We start from the raw sequence: 17,041 nt of genomic DNA on the forward strand, positions 1-17,041 counted from the left end.
TGAGAACCAAAAGTTTTATTTTTGATTCTTGTTCTTGCTTAATAGTTGATACCTCTCAAATCTCAAGAATTTATTTGTTAACGAGTACACCGGGGCGTAAATAAGCCAACTACTAGTAACAAACAAAAAGCTTACATTAAAAGCTTTTGCGCCTTCTCCCTTCATGTACCAGTTACAAGTTGGTGTCAAAACCCTGGAAAACAGAAAGTAACTTGACATTATACTGCTTAGATGGTATGGCAGTTTTGGAAAATAAGGAACAGGATTCTCAACAGTTAATGCTTAACAAGCATTTATAAAATAGATTGCTTTTCACGTTTGTTTGTGCAAAATTATAATAACTGTAAAATACGGTAAATCGACCGATTTTTTGTTAAACGCGCGATTCCCTCCCTGCTAGAAGATTATTATTAAGCGTAGGGTGGGCTAAAGCCCTACTGGCAAAAATCTACAAGCATTGGCACTGTTACACGGTAGTTGAGAGCAGACTGTAGTTTCGTTTAATTCAGCTTTGACGGAGACTGTAATGATGTGTATACACAGTCTTCAACAAAGTATAGTTTACTTCTTAAGGTGTGGAGACAATCGAGATGGCATCCGAACACAATTTTGAACGAGTTTCTTCCGACAAAATACAAAAACAAGGTGTAACGACTGAAAATCGCAAACCCTCATCCATGGGTCGTTTGAATAGACGTTCATTTCTTGGTCGTGCTGGTTTGTTAACAGCTACAGCAACTGGGATTGCGACAGGAATTATAACTTCACCTATTTCCTTTAAGAAAAGAGGAAATATCGTTTTGGCACAAACTACACTGGGACAGTATAGCTTTGACTATGAAGGTTTTAGTCAAAAAGCCTATCAAGTTCGTCTGCAAGCAGCAAAACTTGAACTTGATTTTGGCACTCCGCCGCATCCCACTAATGGAGATGAAGAACGTTATCCTAACAAAATTGCCACAGACACTAGAGGCTTACCACATGATGAGCGTGGAGAAGTTAAACTAGATGCTTATAATTCTTTAATTAAAGCACTCACAACCAAGAATCCTGACGATTTTGAAAACATCATCTTGGGTGGGGCTCGAAAATTAGTTAACCCTCAAGGACCGCTTGCACTGAGTTTGGAAGGTCTTAATGCTGCTCAAATAGCAATTCCAGTACCACCGACTGTAGATAGTGCAGAACAAGCTGCTGAGGCAGTTGAAATTTATTGGAAAGCTTTACTGCGTGAAGTTCCTCTGAATAAGCTTCAGGATAACACTGACGATGCTAAAGTTTTAGCTGCAGTTGAAGATTTGAACAAACTTTCAGAATTTAGAGGACCAAAACAGAATGGTTCTGTCACTCCTCAAACGTTGTTTCGGAGTAGTGTCATTTACGTCGATCCAAACGATCCTTCCGGTAAAACAACAAAACACGTTGTTCCACCTGGCGTTTCAGAAGGTCCTTATATCTCACAGTTTCTTTTGCGGCAAATTCCTTACAACACGCAATTTATCTCGCCTCTAATTCGGACTGCTCTTCCTGGCGATTTCCTTACTGATTATAACGAATGGTTGACTGTTCAGAATGGAGGGAGTTCTGGTAAATCCATTCAGTACGACCCAGTACGCCGTTACATCTTTACTGTCCGAGATTTAGCTGAGTACGCACACATTGGTGGAGCTTTATTCTTTGGAGCTTTCTTAATTCTCAGTGGTATTGGAGCACCATTAAACCCAGGCAATCCCTACCTTAATTCAAAAACCCAACAGGGTTCTGCTGCTACTCATGCAACAGCTCATTATCAAGCCTTACTTAACCTAGCTCCTTCACGAGCAATCAGAGCTAACTACTGGCAAAAGTTCTACGTACACCGTCGTTTAAGACCAGAAGCATACGGTGGATTGATTTATCATAAGCTAATTAACAAAGTTGACTATCCAATTCATTCGGAGATTTTAAATTCCAAAGCGTTAGCTCAGACCTTTAGCACCTTTGGTACCTATTTATTGCCTCAAGCTTATCCAGAAGGAGCACCATTCCATTCTTCCTACCCTGCTGGTTCAGCTTCTATAGCTGGTGTCCAAGTGACACTATTAAAAGCTTTCTTTGACGAAAACTTTGTCCTTCCCGATCCTGTCGTTCCCGATCCTAACGATCCTACAAAAGTAATTCCTTACAATGGACCAGCACTGACAGTCGGTGGCGAATTAAACAAGTTTGCATCTAACTACGTCATTGGTCGCAATCTGGGTGGTATCCATTGGCGATCGGATGGTGCCGCTGGCTTGGCTGTAGGAGAAGAAATTGCCATTAGTATTCTTCGAGATGAAAGACTGGGATACAACGAAAAATTTGATGGCTTCACCTTTACCAAGTTTGATGGTACAAAAGTGACAGTCTAATCTCGTATTTACAAAGTAATTTGCATACACCAAAAATACGATGAATTAGATAATTTATCGTATTTTTGCTTTTAGAACTAGTTAGCGACACGGTGATACTAAGGTGTATGGTTGAGGAATTAAAAAATTATATTGAGAACCAAGACCAACCAAAACAGGGCAGCAAACTTTTGTTAATATCTCCTTTATAGGGATAGTAATAATGAATATCAGTTCATTTTTCCTCAAAAATAGATGTCTCTCACCTGAATATGGTCAAAATTTCTTGCAATCAAGCTATCTCTAATTTTTACTGCTTATTACAAATCTCCGGACAATCAAAGCAACTAGGGAATACGTAGGTTATACGATAAGCAAGAAAGTATACCTATGCAAAAGAAAGGTATTGTTTCATACGTAAATGTTTCCAAAAGTTATTTAAAGCTCATTAGCTATTGGCTTAGGAGCTAGCTTTCACACTGTAATGTATGGTTACGGGCGGATAATTTTTTCTCTGTCCCGCGCAGGATATATACCGCGATGGATTTCCGTCACTAGTGAAAACCATACTCCTTACCGGGCATTAATTTTAGGTACAGTCGTCGGATTGTTATGTGTCATGGTCGTTGATGTAGCTAGTGATGCAGTGGACGCGGTGATTTTAAATATGGCTGTATTTGGTGCGCTCATTTCCTATATTCTTGCCATGCTCAGCTACATCAAGCTCAAGTTGAGTTATCTTAATTTATCAAAGCTTTATCAAAGCCCATTAGGGATTTATGGCGCAATTGTTGGGTCTATCCTGGCAATTTTTGCCTTGATTGCTTGTTACTTTGTACCTGCTTATCGAGCAGGTATTTGGGGAATTGTGATTGTTATGTTAATAGCAACTGTTTACTTTTTTTTATACAGCAGAAATCGATTAGTTGCTCAAGCACCTGAAGAAGTAGCAGCACTAAACAAGAAAATTTAACCAAGATTAATGAAAACTGCTTTTCAATCCTAACGTAGCTGGCTTTGGAGGAAGTTGAAATTTCTCTTCCTATTCAGAGGCGTCGGAAATTGCAAAATGAACGTGAAAAGTTTTTGAGATTTAATCAATTCACTCAGTATTGATACAATCAGTTTTACACGGCTCTGCGTCTTAGGACACGTCCAATCATGAGCGAACTGGTCTTTACTCCCGCTTATCAGCTTGCGCGGATGATTCGCGATCGCACTGTTTCTGCTGTCGAGGTTCTTGATGCGTACCTAACTCAGATTGCCAAACACAACTCGAAGTTGAATGCCATTTGCACGCTGGATGAAGACAATGCCCGTGCTAGAGCCAAGCTTGCTGATGAAGCTCTCGCTAGAGGTGAAAACTGGGGTGCTTTGCACGGTGTCTCCGTCACGATTAAAGATATTTTTGAAACAGCAGGGCTGCTCACTACAGCAGGTTACATTCCCCTGAAAGATTATATACCTCAACAAGATGCAACCGTCGTTGCGAGACTCAAAGCAGCAGGAGCAGTCATCCTTGGAAAAACAAACATGGCGGAACTGGCTGGCGATTACCAGAGCACAAATTCCCTGTTCCCACGGGTGAATAATCCTTGGAATTTGGACTACACTGCAGGCGGTAGTTCTGGGGGTAGTGCGGCAGCTGTCGCCGCAGGGCTGTCGCCGTTAGATTTAGGCAACGATATTGCAGGTTCAGTGCGTCAGCCCGCTCACTTCTGTGGCGTATATGGTTTAAAGCCTACCGATCGCCGCATTTCTACAGCAGGGCAGATTCCTGAAGTTCCTGGAATGCCGTTGTGTATTCGACAAATGATGACAGTAGGTTGTTTTGCACGAGCGCTTGAAGATATTCGGCTCTGCTTTTCGTTAATTGCAGGTGCAGATCCCCGACGCCCTGATGTTCCCCCAATTGGACTTGATACTCCCTCTGGTAAGTCTTTGCAGAATCTCAAAATTGCTTGGATAGATGAATGGGCGGAAGTTCCTGTTGCTTCTGAAATTCGAGCCGCAATGGCTGCGCTCTCACAAACTCTTTCTCAAGCTGGTGCCCAAATCGAACGTTGGCTTCCCAAAAACTTTGACATATCAGAAATACTGAACCTTTATGGGCGGATGGCAGCATATATCACTCTATACTCCCAACCAATCGATCGCCATAATATGCGGCGCAGTTTGGAGCTAATTTTCCGCACTGCTACCCAAGGCGACAAATCACTCCGGAAATTAGGGAATTTCAGCCGCTTACTTCCAGAATTGTTTAATCCCAGCCTAAAAGGATATTTTGAGGCCCTCACCGAGCGCGATCGCTTTACTACCCAGATGGATGAGGCATTGGAACCATGGGATGTCTGGCTTTGCCCAGTAGCAGCAACTCCTACCTTTACCCATCGTCCGTCTTGGAGTGCTGTTGACATCGATGGCAAACTCTATCCCTATGGTGTCGCTAACGGGGCTTACACCATGCCATTTAATCTTAGCGGACATCCTGCTGTGGTCATCCCCATCGGCCAAACTCAGAATGATTTGCCGATTGGAATCCAAATTGTTGGGAAGCGGTGGCGTGAGATGGAATTGTTAGCGATAGCGGCTGAGTTAGATCGAGTCATTGGTGCTTTCTCTTACCCATCTGGTTACTAATGCCAATTCTATATGAGGAAGCATAGAATTCAACTTGATTGCTGTGTCGTATTGCTATTTGAACTGCATAATAATTGCCAAAACCGATTTCATAATTATTTTGTCTGTAACTCTTAGATACTACTAGTTGCAAAAGTAAGTATGAATTGAGACTTAACAAATATCCTCTTAGGTTAAGAGAAGGTAATATAGTTATTAATAACTGCGTCTTTCTCTTTTCAAGTAACTAAAGAATAATATTTTATAGAATCTGAGACTAGTCTATGACGTTTTTTTTGATTCTATATCCAATGCTTCTGTCTTCCATCTTAAATTATTGGATAGTTGCTTTAGAATAGACAAGGCGATCCATTCTGAAAAAATTCTTCAGATAGTATGTTATATTGTTTACCAGTTTTCTTATTTTATCTTTAATAATGTATAATAACATACAAGCAAAAAAAATGCCATGCTACTTGGCAGGATGAGAGATCTGCCTTGACTTGAAGGGTAGACTAACAAAAAGGCGCAGCAGCGTACAAGTTGTTACTAATAAAAAGGTTGGGAAAGTTAGTCCATGTCTGTAAAAAATTTTGAAAAAGAATCATTTTATCGAGTGAAACGTTGGTGCGCTCACTTCTTAGCATCTGTGCCATTTTTGCTTACCTGTGCTGTTTTCTTGACTGTTATTTGTTGGAAAAGCCCGGTTTTACTGTTTTGCTTGCTTTTCATTGGTTTAGCAACAACAGTTATTCAGCAAATAGGGCAGCAGACACGTATATCCAGACATTGGCTAATTTTTTTACAAACTCTGGCGATCGCTGCAATTCTTAGCTTCTTTTGGATAGACTACTTCAGCGTTCCCGCCGCCGCCCAATTTTTTGGTAAAGCAGAAAATTTTTTCAAAAACAATTTAACTCAGGGGTCTCCACAAGGAAGTGGAACCGCCGCAGCAGTGAGCTTGGTGTTTAATGTTATACGAGCGCTTTACTTACTTTACATTGCTGTTGCTCTTATTGGCGTTGTGAATGCCGTTCGTAAAGATGAAGATTGGCAAGTCGTAGCCAGAACACCCCTATTGGTAGTTATTGCTGTTACCATTGCTGATGTGTTGACATCTTTTATCATTGGCTAAGTTTGAGAATGCGTTATGGCTGATGACCGAGACAAAGAATTTCGACCTGTCAACCAAATTCTGGGAAGCCAACCTTCCTTAGGACCAATTCCTGCCGATCAAATCTTTCCCTGGACGATAATTGCCCTTCTCTCCTACATGATTGTTAACGGTTTTTTTGGAGGTGCATTCCGAGATGAATGGCAAAAATGGTTGTGGACCATCTTAATTGCTGGATGGGGTATGGGAACTTGGTGGATATTAACGGGGGGCAGAAGTTGGCGGTTTTTGAGTAAGTTTATAGGTGTTCCGACCTGGACAAGAGGCACCGCTCGTTATAAAAGTTTTCTAGAGTCTCATTATGAAAGAAAAAATAGGAAAACAAAGCGTAGGCATCGCGGGTCGAGAAAGTAGACTCACACCTTTTGAAGATGCCTTACATTTAGCTACAATGCTACGTGTTGCGCTTGATGGTAGAGATATTGGTGCTTATATTTTGACAAAGGGCACTCAAAAAGATCGATTCTGCTTTGTTTTTGGCTTTGAATGCCAAGGTATTCATACTACATTAACCACAGATCAAATCGAGACAATTTGCCATAATATTGAGGTTGGTTTAAAAGATATCCCTGGGGAAGAAAGAATTACCTTTCACATGGGGTCTTTTAGTTCCGATAAACAGCGACAACAAGAACTGGCTTCTCTGATAAAACGCGCTCCAACACCTGATATAAAATATTTGCTCATGGCGGAACGGGCTCGTATTAAAGAACTGACTCGTGCTGGAATCCGCAAACCAAAATTTCTCCGGGTTTATGTAACGTACACTGTTGAACCAAGTGCGACAGCAACGAATGATTGGATAGAAAAACTGTTAGCGAGAGGCGAACAGTGGTGGTTAAAATTCAAAGGTGATTTTGTAGATGTCAGAAACGAGCAAACTGAAGCTACGATCGCGACTGCTTATAAAGAAGGGTTTCGGCGCTGGGAGCAACTTCTCTCCAATCAAATGGGATTGAATATTAAGCCTTTGAATGCTGTCGAGCTTTGGCAGGAAATTTGGAGGCGATTTAATGACACCCAGCCCATAAATATTCCTCAGTTGCTAATCTTAGATGAAAATGGACTGCACGAACAAGTTTATTCGGACTTAGCAAGTACTAAATTACTGATAGATAATCTCCACAGTACAACACTGCTGATGGAGTCTAGCATACCATGCGCCGATCGCCGTTGGGTTCATGTTAACAATAACTACGTTGGCGTGATGACATTTTTGGAAAAACCCGGCGGGTGGCAGAATAAATCTGCTCAATTGCGCTATTTATGGGAACTACTTGCAAGAGAAACAGTTGTTGATACAGAAATTTTTTGTCAGTTGAGTGCTGCTAACCCCGCTTTAGTAAAAACAACTTTGCAAAGGGTTTTGAAGCAGTCGAATATAACAGCACTGACGGCGCAAGAAAAAAGCAAAACAATTGATGTCAACGCTCAATTAAAGCTGAGGAAATCGGTAGCGGCGCAAGAGCAATTGTATGAAGGAGCCGTACCGATTTATACATCTGTAGCTATTCTAGTCCATCGGCCAAATCTGGAAAAATTAGACGAGGCGACAAAGTATATAGAAAGTTGTTTTCAACGTCCGGCGCAAGTCGTGAGAGAAACAGAATATGCTTGGAAAATTTGGCTGCAAACACTACCTATAGTGTGGGAAGGGTTGCTAGCAAAACCTTTCAACCGACGCCAGCTTTATTTAACTAGCGAAGTGCAAGGATTAATGCCTTTAACTCTAACGAAAGCAGGCGATAAACGAGGCTTTGAATTGATAGCAGAAGAAGGGGGAACACCCGTTCATTTAGATTTGTTTAACCAGCATAAAAATTTGGCGCTGTTTGCGACAACTCGCGCTGGTAAATCGGTATTGGTATCCGGTATTTTAACTCAAGCTTTAGCGCACAATATTCCTGTAGTAGCCTTGGATTATCCCAAACCCGATGGGACTTCTACCTTTACCGACTATACAGAATTCATGGGAAGGAAGGGGGCGTATTTTGATATTTCCAAACAATCGAATAATTTGTTTGAACAGCCAGATTTGCGATCGCTTTCTCGAGACGAACAGCGCGATCGCATGCTTGATTATGTAGGATTCCTAGAATCAGCTCTCATGACCATGATTTTAGGCTCATCATCTGAAAATCAACTTTTAACACAAACAGTGCGCTCCATTCTCAATTTAGCTTTAGGAGCTTTCTTTACTGATGAAGGTATCAAACAGCGCTATCGAGAAGCTATAGAAGAGGGCTTTGGCTCCCAAGCATGGCAAAAAACCCCTACCTTACAAGATTTTCTCGTATTTTGCTCTCCGGAACACCTACAGCTAGATTCTATAGGAGGTAGAGTTGAGGATGCACTCAATCAAATTCATCTGCGCTTGCGGTTTTGGCTTTCAAGCCGAGTAGGACAAGCAATTTCCGCGCCCTCTAGCTTCCCCACCGATGCACCCCTTTTGGTTTTTGCTCTGAGAAACCTCTCCGATAATGAAGATGCTGCAATACTCTCCTTAAGTGCATATTCAGCAGCATTGCGACGCGCCTTAAGCAGTCCATCTTCAATATTCTTTATTGATGAAGCTCCAATTCTCTTTGAATTCGAGCAAATTGCCAGCTTGGTAGGAAGAATCTGTGCCAACGGAGCCAAAGCGGGTATTAGGGTTATTTTATCAGCACAAGACCCAGATACCATTGCCAAATCCAAAGCATCTTCTAAAATTTTGCAAAACCTATCAACGCGATTAATTGGTCGCATCCAACCAGTAGCTGTTGATAGTTTCACGAGTATTTTAAAATATCCTCGAGAAATTATTGTTCGCAATGCCTCAGAAAGTTTTTTCCCTCGCAAAGAGGGCGTTTACAGCCAATGGTTGTTAGATGACAATGGAATTTATACTTTCTGTCGTTATTATCCCGGATTTGAACAATTGGCAGTTGTGGCTAATAACCCTCACGAACAATCGGCACGTACAGAAACTATGCAGCGCTACAGTGATAAGTATGAAGCAATTTCTGTGTTTGCACGCCAGTTAGTCGCTTCACTAAGGGGATCTTAAGAATGCGGGCAAAATACAGATCGGTCACGATAAGATCTCTCTTCCTTAACCTCTATTTCTACAAATTTATGAAAAAAACTATCCTTTTTGCTTCTTGCTTGGCATTAATAGGAATATTACCAGCTATGGCACAATTCTCCCAACCATCTTTGGGGAAAGTTTGGCTGGATTTTCAAGAGTATGCTAAAGATTTACAGTCTTACTTGGGAAATGAAACATATCCCGGCAATAATTATGATAATATTCCCAACCCCTCAAGAGTTGTAGAATCAGAGATTAAAGCAGCGATCGATTATTCGGCATCCAATTATATTCAAGAAGGTAGAATACCGAACCCAATTGCCGCAGGAAACCGCTTTCGAGAACAAATATTTGACAATACTTCAGGCACTTTTGAGAATAATCCAGGGGTACAAGCAACAATAGCTGCTAATGAAATTACCCGCCAATTGACTCTCGGCGTTGTGGACAGCATTTTGGGTGAACGCGGACAAGAACGGTCAAAAGCAAAGTTAGAAAGTACAGAAAATTCCGTTGAAACTATTGAGAAAGCTGTCGAAAATGCTGAAGAAAGTAAAAGCATCCTAGATCAAATTGTCACCTCTGCTTGTCAAGCTGTAAGCACTGCTACTAATGGTGCTACTGGTGGTGCTGCTAGTAATGCTACCAATTGTGCAAATGTAACTCAAGCAAACATACAGTTACAAAACCTCATCATTCAGCGCGAGCAATCCAAAATACTTGGGGAAACTTTGGGGCTAACAATACAAGGAAATCAGTTTCAGCAATATTCAAATTTGAATCTGGCAAATATTTCCCAGCAGATGGAAGAAGCAAATCGTGCTAGAAGAGTTGATGCATCTGCAGAGGCGGCGCAACTTTTGAGAGCAACTTCTCAAGCTGATTTGCTAGGAGTTAGAAGTCAGGTTTCATCAACAGTCACTGATGACCAATGATCCATGAATCTCCATACTCTCCTGTCAGCTTGAGCCTGGGTAGAGGGAACGAGAGGAAAACTACGATCCATGTGAGACAGAACCTTGCTTGAGACATTATTCTTAGGTTCTAGCTGGGAAAGAGAGGACAAGAGGAATCAGAGGAGTTGTTTACGATAGGCGTCTCGCCTGTTATCAAAAGTAAGGAGTGAGATATGGAGAGTAGAAATGTGGCTGGATAGTTTAAACTTTTTCGCACAAATTGTTGTGAATGATATTCTTAACGGGGGGACAACAACTACACAAAGTCTTGCTGATAGCTGGAACAGTCAATGGGTGGATTTATTACAAAATAATACGAATAATAATTTGTATGGTTCGCTAACAAATTTAGGTATCTTCTTTGCAGTCGGAACTTTGCTCTTATTCATGATGCAATGGCTGAGAGATGTCTTAGATAACGAATATTCTCGACCGATATCAGCTTTGATTTGGCCATTTATTGTAGTTATACTGTTAGCTAATCCTGGAAATGGAACCATACTATCCAATCTGACATTAGGGTTGCGGAATTTTATCAATAATGTGAATCAGCAAGTCGTGCAAGCAGGCGACAGCAATCAAACTTACCAGCAAGCACTCAATTTGAGCATTGCTGAAGAAATTGTTGGCTCTTACTTGCGTCCCTGTCAGACACTGACTGGCGTACAGCAAACTCAATGTTTCACAGAAGCTCGGAGAAAAATTGATTATCTCTGGGGGGAATATAGAAGTTTATATGGTGATAAAAATTGGATAAATAGACTTGAAACTAAAGTGAATTTAGTTATAGATAATCCTGGAAATGAATCGGAACTGGCATTAAACTCTTTCGTAGGTGCGACAGTACAAACAAGTATCAAAAGTTTTTTAATTTCCTTACAATTTGCTTTCCAAAATCTGATAGAATCAACAATGCTTCTGCTGGCAGTCTTGGGACCGCTAGCGGTGGGTGGTTCATTGCTTCCTGTATCTGGAAAACCAATTTTTGCTTGGCTGACAGGGTTTTTATCCGCCGGAATTGCTAAAATTTCATTCAGTATTATTGCTGTGTTAACGGCAGCGGTAATTATTAACGGACCTGCAGAAGATGTCAGTGCAGATCCAGATTTAATGTGGTTTATCATTTTTTTGGGAATATTAGCACCAATTTTATCTTTGGTTTTGGCTGGTGTTGGCGGACTAGCAGTCTTCAACACTATCAGCAGTACGACTTTGTTAGTGAGGGACAGGGTTTAGGGTGTGAGTATACTAGAGAGCGATCTGGGTACGGCTTGCGCCGAAGCGCGAAGCGATCGCCCAGACAGCAATTCCCAAAATCTCCCATCAAATCGGTATGGCGATATGTTGGATTGTATACCTATAATAAAGACTAACTCCAAGTAGTATTGATAGCAGGCGATCGGGCAAAGTTAACAACAGAGGCTACCAAAACAAAGGCTGGAGAAGATTGGGAAAGGGGATGAATCGATGGTAAGTTTACTAGAAAAAAAACAAAAACGAACTGGGAGCGTTTTGGGAGCCTTTGCCTTCCTCACCTTCGGTTTGCATCTATTCGTGATATTTCTACTGATCGTTCAAGGATTGACTATTCGCAAACTCAGTTTGGAAAAATCTCCTACCTTTGTACAACTCATTGATGGTAAAGCGATCGCTATTACTGAAGCTGAAGATTTAGAGCGAGAACCACAAGCCATTCGCCAATTCGTGACCAACACAATGGCATCCTTGTTTAACTGGTCGGGAACGCTACCAGTACAAACCGTAGAACAAGCGACAAAACCCCTACCAGATGAAGGAATCTCTATTAAAACGCCACAAGGCTTCAACAAGAAAGTTGCAACAAGCAGTTGGATTGCCAGTTTTGCCTTATCAGAAGATTTACGCCAAGATTTTTTAAGACAAATTGCAGACCTAACCCCACTTGAAGTCTTCTCTAACAACCCCAGCCAAGCCATGTCAGGGCAGTTAGTTATCAAACAAGTTTCTCGTCCTGAAAAAATAGAGCCTGGGTTGTGGCGAGTTGGTATAGTTGCAGATCTCGTGCAAAAGAAGCGCTTTCAAGAAGATAAAAAAGTAATAGTTCCTTTTAATAAAGATGTGATTGTGAAAGCAGTTAATACATTTGGATATCCACAAGCCGACTTGATGACAAACTTGCAAAAAGCAGTTTACGCAATCCGTGCTGAAAAGATGGAAATATCTGAAATACGTAATTTGTGTTTGCTAGATGGATATGGAGGTTCAACAGGAAATAATTCTTGCCAAGAAAATATAGAAAATTCTGAAAGCTTTATTAGATAAATGACATTTATTAGTCTGAGAAAACATCGAATTAAATAATGAATACTAAATGCAGTTACTTAAACAGGAAAACAAAAAAACAAACATATTACCACTGTTAGCAGTAGCAACGTTCGGTCTAAATCTGTTAGCTTTGCTAGTACTTATGTATCATGGTTCGATGTTGCAGCAGTTGAATCGTAGAAATACAACTCAAAGTTTGGTGCAACTTGCTGATGGTAGTGCCATAACAGCAGACCCCAAACAGAATTTAGAGCGAAACCCAGCGACGATTCGACGCTTTGTGGGCGAAACCATGACCTTAATGCTGACCTGGTCGCAAAAACAGCCGCCCAGAACAGTCTGGCAATTGAGTTCTCAATTGCTAACAGGTCAGGCGAGGCAAAGATTCGAGCTAGAAGTTAATAAATTAATTCCAGAAAATCAAGCAGGAAATATTAATAAAGGAACTGAATCTGTGTTGGTGGTACAAAGAATCTCTGAACCAACAAAGGTTGAGGGTGAGGATGGTAAGTGGAAGGTAGAGATAATTGGCAATCACATAGTTTTTACAAGTGCTGACCCTTTAGGAGATACCTCTCCTTTTCGGAAACAAATTTTAGTTCAAGCAGTAGACGAACAGATAACATCGCTACCCAAAGTCCCACTTCCTCTGGATTTAGCAGTACATCGCCTCGGTGAAGCAAAACTGGAAATATACAATATATGTGAGATAACAGATCGAAAGTGCTCTTAAAGTAAAGCTTATCTACATACATAATACAATGACTACATACCAAACTCCCTCTCACTCTTTTAGTGATTCAGAAGATACCCCTTATAATTCGGGTGATTTTCAACCTGAAGACTCTTCCGATCTAGAAGCACGGATGGCAAGATTAGTTGGTTTGGAAGAAGAATCTCCATCTTCTTCTGACGGGGGTGAAGTTCCTGTAAGACAGCCATCCCTTTCTGAACCACAAGAACCACAAGAACTTCAAACAACTCAACCCCTATCGTCCAATCCCTTTGCCAAGTTGGGGTTGGTGGGGGCTGCTACTTTGACTGTAGTTATCGTCGCTGGTACGTTTTTGACACAGTTAATGAGCGGTACCAACAATAAGCCTAGCAGTCAAAATCGCAGTTCAATAACTGAAGCACCACCGCAACCCAAACCAGAATCACGCCTAGAGCAGCTTGAAAGAGAAAATGAAGCACTGAAATCAAAACTTGCTCTCACCGAACAAGCAGCAGCCGTCAAAGCAGCACAACAACAACTCAGAACCTTAAAACCAGACACCTCTCGAATTGCGGCGAGATCGAATCCAGAGTTGGCATCGCGAGATTCTTCCCGAGAAAAACCAAGGGTGATAGTACAAAGGATACCAGCCTCACCCGTAGTGAGAACTGTTTATCGAGATAGAATTGTAACAGTCGATCGCCCCGTTAGAGCGCCTCAAGTTGCAGCCAGAACACCGACTCTACCAGCCGAACTCCCACCAGTTCCGCCGCCACTTGGGTCATCTGTAGAATTTACTTCACCACCAACATCAGATCCCCTTCAGGAATGGTCAAGATTGGCGAAATTGGGTAGCTACGGTCAAGTATCTACTCCCGATAATCAAAATACCAGCAATGCAACAATCGCTAGCAGACCTAATGATATACCAGCACCACAACCTCTAGTCACTCCCAGACCTCCTGTTAGAATAGCGCCTTCAGAGACAGATAGCCTGGTAGCACAGAGGAGAACCAAAGCATCTAAATCGACAGTGGTAGGAAGTAGTGCCAAGGCTACTTTAGTCAAAGGTCTATATGGATCGGTCAATAGAGGTCGTGAGAACAATAGTAACAATCAAGTATTTGTGGTGCAACTTAGGGAACCATTAAAAGCTGAAGACGGTTCTGTCGTTATACCAGCAAAGGCAGAACTACACACTAAAGTGAGTTCTATTTCTGAAGGTGGGTTGGTAGATCTTGATGTAGATAAAGTGATCTGGCAAGAAAATGGCGAGCGTGTAGAAAAGAGTGTACCGCAAGATGCATTGACAGTTAGTGGGGCGGGTGGTAGACCTCCAGTGGCAACGCAGTATTCCGGTAAAGGAGGATCGTCTATCGGGCGTGATGTGATGCTATTTGCCTTTGGAGGTGCTCAAAAGGCGGGAGAAATTATTAACCGTCAAAGGAGAACGTGCCGTTATGAATACATAAATAGTAACAACGATCGCGATTATATTTGTGAGGATGAGAACCAAGACAATATTGCAGCTGCGGTTGCTGATGGTGGTATGAGATCTATCGTTCCGGAATTAACCCGACGCATTCAACAGACACAGTCTCAAAGAGCACAGAGAACTAATATTTGGTATCTACCAGCAGGCACAAAAATGGAAGTTAGAGTCGATCGAGCTACGCAATTTTAACGGCTACCAAGTTCATACGCAAACTTTATGAGTATAATTTTCAAGTGAATAAATCACATAATTTTTTGTGGAATGGGCATCTCTGCCCTTTCCAGAGCAAAGGGCGGGCGAGGATACTCCACAGTTGCTTCAACGGGGGTAACTCCAGGACAAGGCACTACTCTGGGTAACGCGCTGCTTTACACCCTATAAGATTGGTTTTATTAAACTCAAAAATTGCTGTAAGGTCGAAAAATTTCAGCGACTGATACACCTAACGTAAAAACAAAATATCCACGTCCATCTGCTACAGGGTGTGCTTGAAAATCAAAAAGCTACTATGAACGACAAGACCAACATTCCAGAAAACACCCCAAACAATCCTTATTTCCTCCCTCTAGCTTCCTTCTTTTTCTCAGTGGCAATGTTATTGCTAGCAAGTAGTGCCTTAGCAAATAACGCTGTCTTGCGTTCCATATTTTCCTGCCAAGCTCAGGGTTTAGGAGGCGCAATACCCGATATTACAGTTTGGTTTCAACAAGGGACGAACTTAAGCTTTATTCAAGCTGGCGAGACAATTAAAAAAGTTTGGTTAGATGACCCGTCCAAAGTTACATTAGATTTTGATGGTCCTATGTGCTTGCAGTTTGGTCAACAAGGGTCAGAAACAGGAGATTGTGAAAGCTCAGCAGCAAGTGTCATTCACCTCAGACGAATTCAAAAACTTAACATTCCGGGGCTTCCCAACACGAACTCCACACTGCTGACCGTGGTGACTGAAAAGCAAGGACAAAGAAAGTTGTACACCTTCCGAGTCAACTACGGAGAAGGTGCGCCCGAATATAATACCTTAGCTGTTTTCGCCGATCCCTCCTATGCTGGCGCAGGATCTTGCATAAGAGGAAACAACAGACAAAATTATGGAAATACGGGAGTCGAAAGGCGAAACGACTAACGTTTGTAAAGCAAAGACAAAACCGCAGTTATCAGGTAGGAATTAAACCAAGTTGTTGAAAAACTCCCAATGCATCTTCTTGTCCTTGCTCTTCAACAACCTTACCTTCAACAATGCGATAAATACTTATCCCGCCCCATGATGCAGATTTGAATGTTGGAGGAAGATTGAGAAATTTTATCTCGCCTTTATGAGTGCCTCGAGCAGTCCAGATAATAGCTACCTTTTCTCCTTCAGCGATCGCATCCGTAATTGTAAACTGTAGATCTGGCAATCCCGTGTGAGTATCAGCAACCCACACTTTAAACCCCTCACGGTCTAATACTTCAGGCAGTATGGGATAAGAAACTTTAAAGTCACGACTGGCAAGTTCGTCTACTATTGCCAAATTTCCCTTTCCCCAAGTCTGGTCGCAGAATTTTCGAGCAATCTCTTTATTTTGTTGTGTTGACATCGGATTAGTTCCTATAATTTCATTTACAAAATTTACAATTGTTGGTACTAGCCATACCATAAGTCAAAAATAAGTTGTTCTTGACAAAACAACAGTATGAAAAAGTCAGGAATGTTTACTTTTAAAAAAACTATTTTCTTAAATTGTCTGATTTAGTCAGAAATCTAATTGCCCGTATCACGAACCTTTATCTCAAAAATATCCTCCAGACAATAAAGTAAGACTAACTCGCAGTTAATAGACTACCCTTCTTTTTCTCAGCATATTTTTTCTTAACATATTTTACTGTCTACGTCCTGGCTTACAAGGTCACTTAATGTATTTAGACGAACAGGTGGCTTATTCGGAAGCTCAACTACAATAGTTAGATTGCCTCCCATAGCATCAATGTAGTTCCTCAAAGTAGACAGCAACATATCAGACTCTCTTTCCAGACGTGACACGTTAGATTGCGGCATTCGCAAGCTTCGTGCAATTTCCGCCTGCGTTAGTCCTGCGGCTTTTCGCAGTTCCTGCAAACAGAGATATTCAGCTTCTAATTCTTCAGCCCGATCCTGTATTCGTTGCTTACGATCTTCTGGCAAATTATCCCATATATCTTGCAAGATTTTCCCTTTAGTCATTGTCATTCGTTCTCCTCCTTTAACTGGAGCAAATGATTGTCGAAGCGTTCATCAGCCTTTTTAATAAGCTGCTTGTAAAACCGTTTCTTACTCATCCCAGATTTATGGCAGTGGTGTTGTAAACGACATAACTTTAGGC

14 protein-coding genes are annotated in these 17,041 nt (G+C 41.5%); 12 read left to right on the top strand and 2 right to left on the bottom strand.

Annotated features, from left to right (window positions below; all coding sequences use genetic code 11):
• The first annotated feature begins 590 nt into the window (after window positions 1–590).
• The 12 genes from AB0756_RS07035 to AB0756_RS07090 all read left to right on the top strand — a co-directional run bounded on the left by AB0756_RS07035 (window position 591) and on the right by AB0756_RS07090 (window position 15,825).
• Complete coding sequence (locus AB0756_RS07035) at window positions 591–2,390, top strand: vanadium-dependent haloperoxidase (protein ID WP_038084872.1); 1,800 nt, start codon at window positions 591–593, stop codon at window positions 2,388–2,390.
• 433 nt (window positions 2,391–2,823) lie between these two features.
• On the top strand, window positions 2,824–3,342 hold the full coding sequence (locus AB0756_RS07040) for an amino acid permease (protein ID WP_272900263.1): 519 nt from the start codon (window positions 2,824–2,826) through the stop codon (window positions 3,340–3,342).
• A gap of 188 nt (window positions 3,343–3,530) precedes the next feature.
• A complete protein-coding gene (locus tag AB0756_RS07045) occupies window positions 3,531–5,009 on the top strand; it encodes an amidase (protein ID WP_050046374.1) in 1,479 nt (492 codons plus the stop codon).
• Between the two features lie 556 nt (window positions 5,010–5,565).
• A complete protein-coding gene (locus AB0756_RS07050; protein WP_038084875.1) occupies window positions 5,566–6,123 on the top strand; it encodes a hypothetical protein in 558 nt (185 codons plus the stop codon).
• A gap of 15 nt (window positions 6,124–6,138) precedes the next feature.
• A complete protein-coding gene (locus tag AB0756_RS07055; RefSeq protein WP_050046375.1) occupies window positions 6,139–6,516 on the top strand; it encodes a hypothetical protein in 378 nt (125 codons plus the stop codon).
• The gene (locus tag AB0756_RS07060; RefSeq protein ID WP_038084878.1) at window positions 6,464–9,211 is read left to right on the top strand and encodes a hypothetical protein; all 2,748 of its coding nucleotides are present in this window, start codon (window positions 6,464–6,466) and stop codon (window positions 9,209–9,211) included. The genes AB0756_RS07055 and AB0756_RS07060 overlap by 53 nt, the downstream gene beginning before the upstream one ends.
• A gap of 68 nt (window positions 9,212–9,279) precedes the next feature.
• Complete coding sequence (locus tag AB0756_RS07065) at window positions 9,280–10,167, top strand: hypothetical protein (RefSeq protein ID WP_038084881.1); 888 nt, start codon at window positions 9,280–9,282, stop codon at window positions 10,165–10,167.
• Between the two features lie 207 nt (window positions 10,168–10,374).
• Window positions 10,375–11,424 carry a hypothetical protein gene (locus AB0756_RS07070; protein ID WP_038084884.1) on the top strand — a complete coding sequence of 350 codons (1,050 nt, stop codon included), beginning with the start codon at window positions 10,375–10,377 and terminating at the stop codon, window positions 11,422–11,424.
• 231 nt (window positions 11,425–11,655) lie between these two features.
• Complete coding sequence (locus AB0756_RS07075; protein ID WP_038084887.1) at window positions 11,656–12,489, top strand: hypothetical protein; 834 nt, start codon at window positions 11,656–11,658, stop codon at window positions 12,487–12,489.
• A 49-nt stretch (window positions 12,490–12,538) separates the two neighbouring features.
• On the top strand, window positions 12,539–13,225 hold the full coding sequence (locus AB0756_RS07080; protein ID WP_038084890.1) for a hypothetical protein: 687 nt from the start codon (window positions 12,539–12,541) through the stop codon (window positions 13,223–13,225).
• Window positions 13,226–13,253: 28 nt separating this feature from the next.
• Entirely contained in the window at window positions 13,254–14,891 is a 1,638-nt protein-coding gene (locus tag AB0756_RS07085) for a TrbI/VirB10 family protein (RefSeq protein ID WP_038084892.1), read from the top strand.
• 319 nt (window positions 14,892–15,210) lie between these two features.
• On the top strand, window positions 15,211–15,825 hold the full coding sequence (locus AB0756_RS07090; RefSeq protein ID WP_050046457.1) for a hypothetical protein: 615 nt from the start codon (window positions 15,211–15,213) through the stop codon (window positions 15,823–15,825).
• Between the two features lie 31 nt (window positions 15,826–15,856).
• Here the strand turns inward: AB0756_RS07090 and AB0756_RS07095 are convergent, their stop codons facing one another.
• Entirely contained in the window at window positions 15,857–16,279 is a 423-nt protein-coding gene (locus AB0756_RS07095; RefSeq protein ID WP_162002269.1) for an ester cyclase, read from the bottom strand.
• A gap of 272 nt (window positions 16,280–16,551) precedes the next feature.
• Window positions 16,552–16,908, bottom strand: a complete 357-nt coding sequence (locus AB0756_RS07100; RefSeq protein ID WP_237265841.1) for an XRE family transcriptional regulator — start codon at window positions 16,906–16,908, stop codon at window positions 16,552–16,554.
• Window positions 16,909–17,041: the final 133 nt, after the last annotated feature.

This window comes from Tolypothrix campylonemoides VB511288_2, from assembly GCF_045999855.1.
Classification (GTDB): domain Bacteria; phylum Cyanobacteriota; class Cyanobacteriia; order Cyanobacteriales; family Nostocaceae; genus Scytonema; species Scytonema bouteillei_A.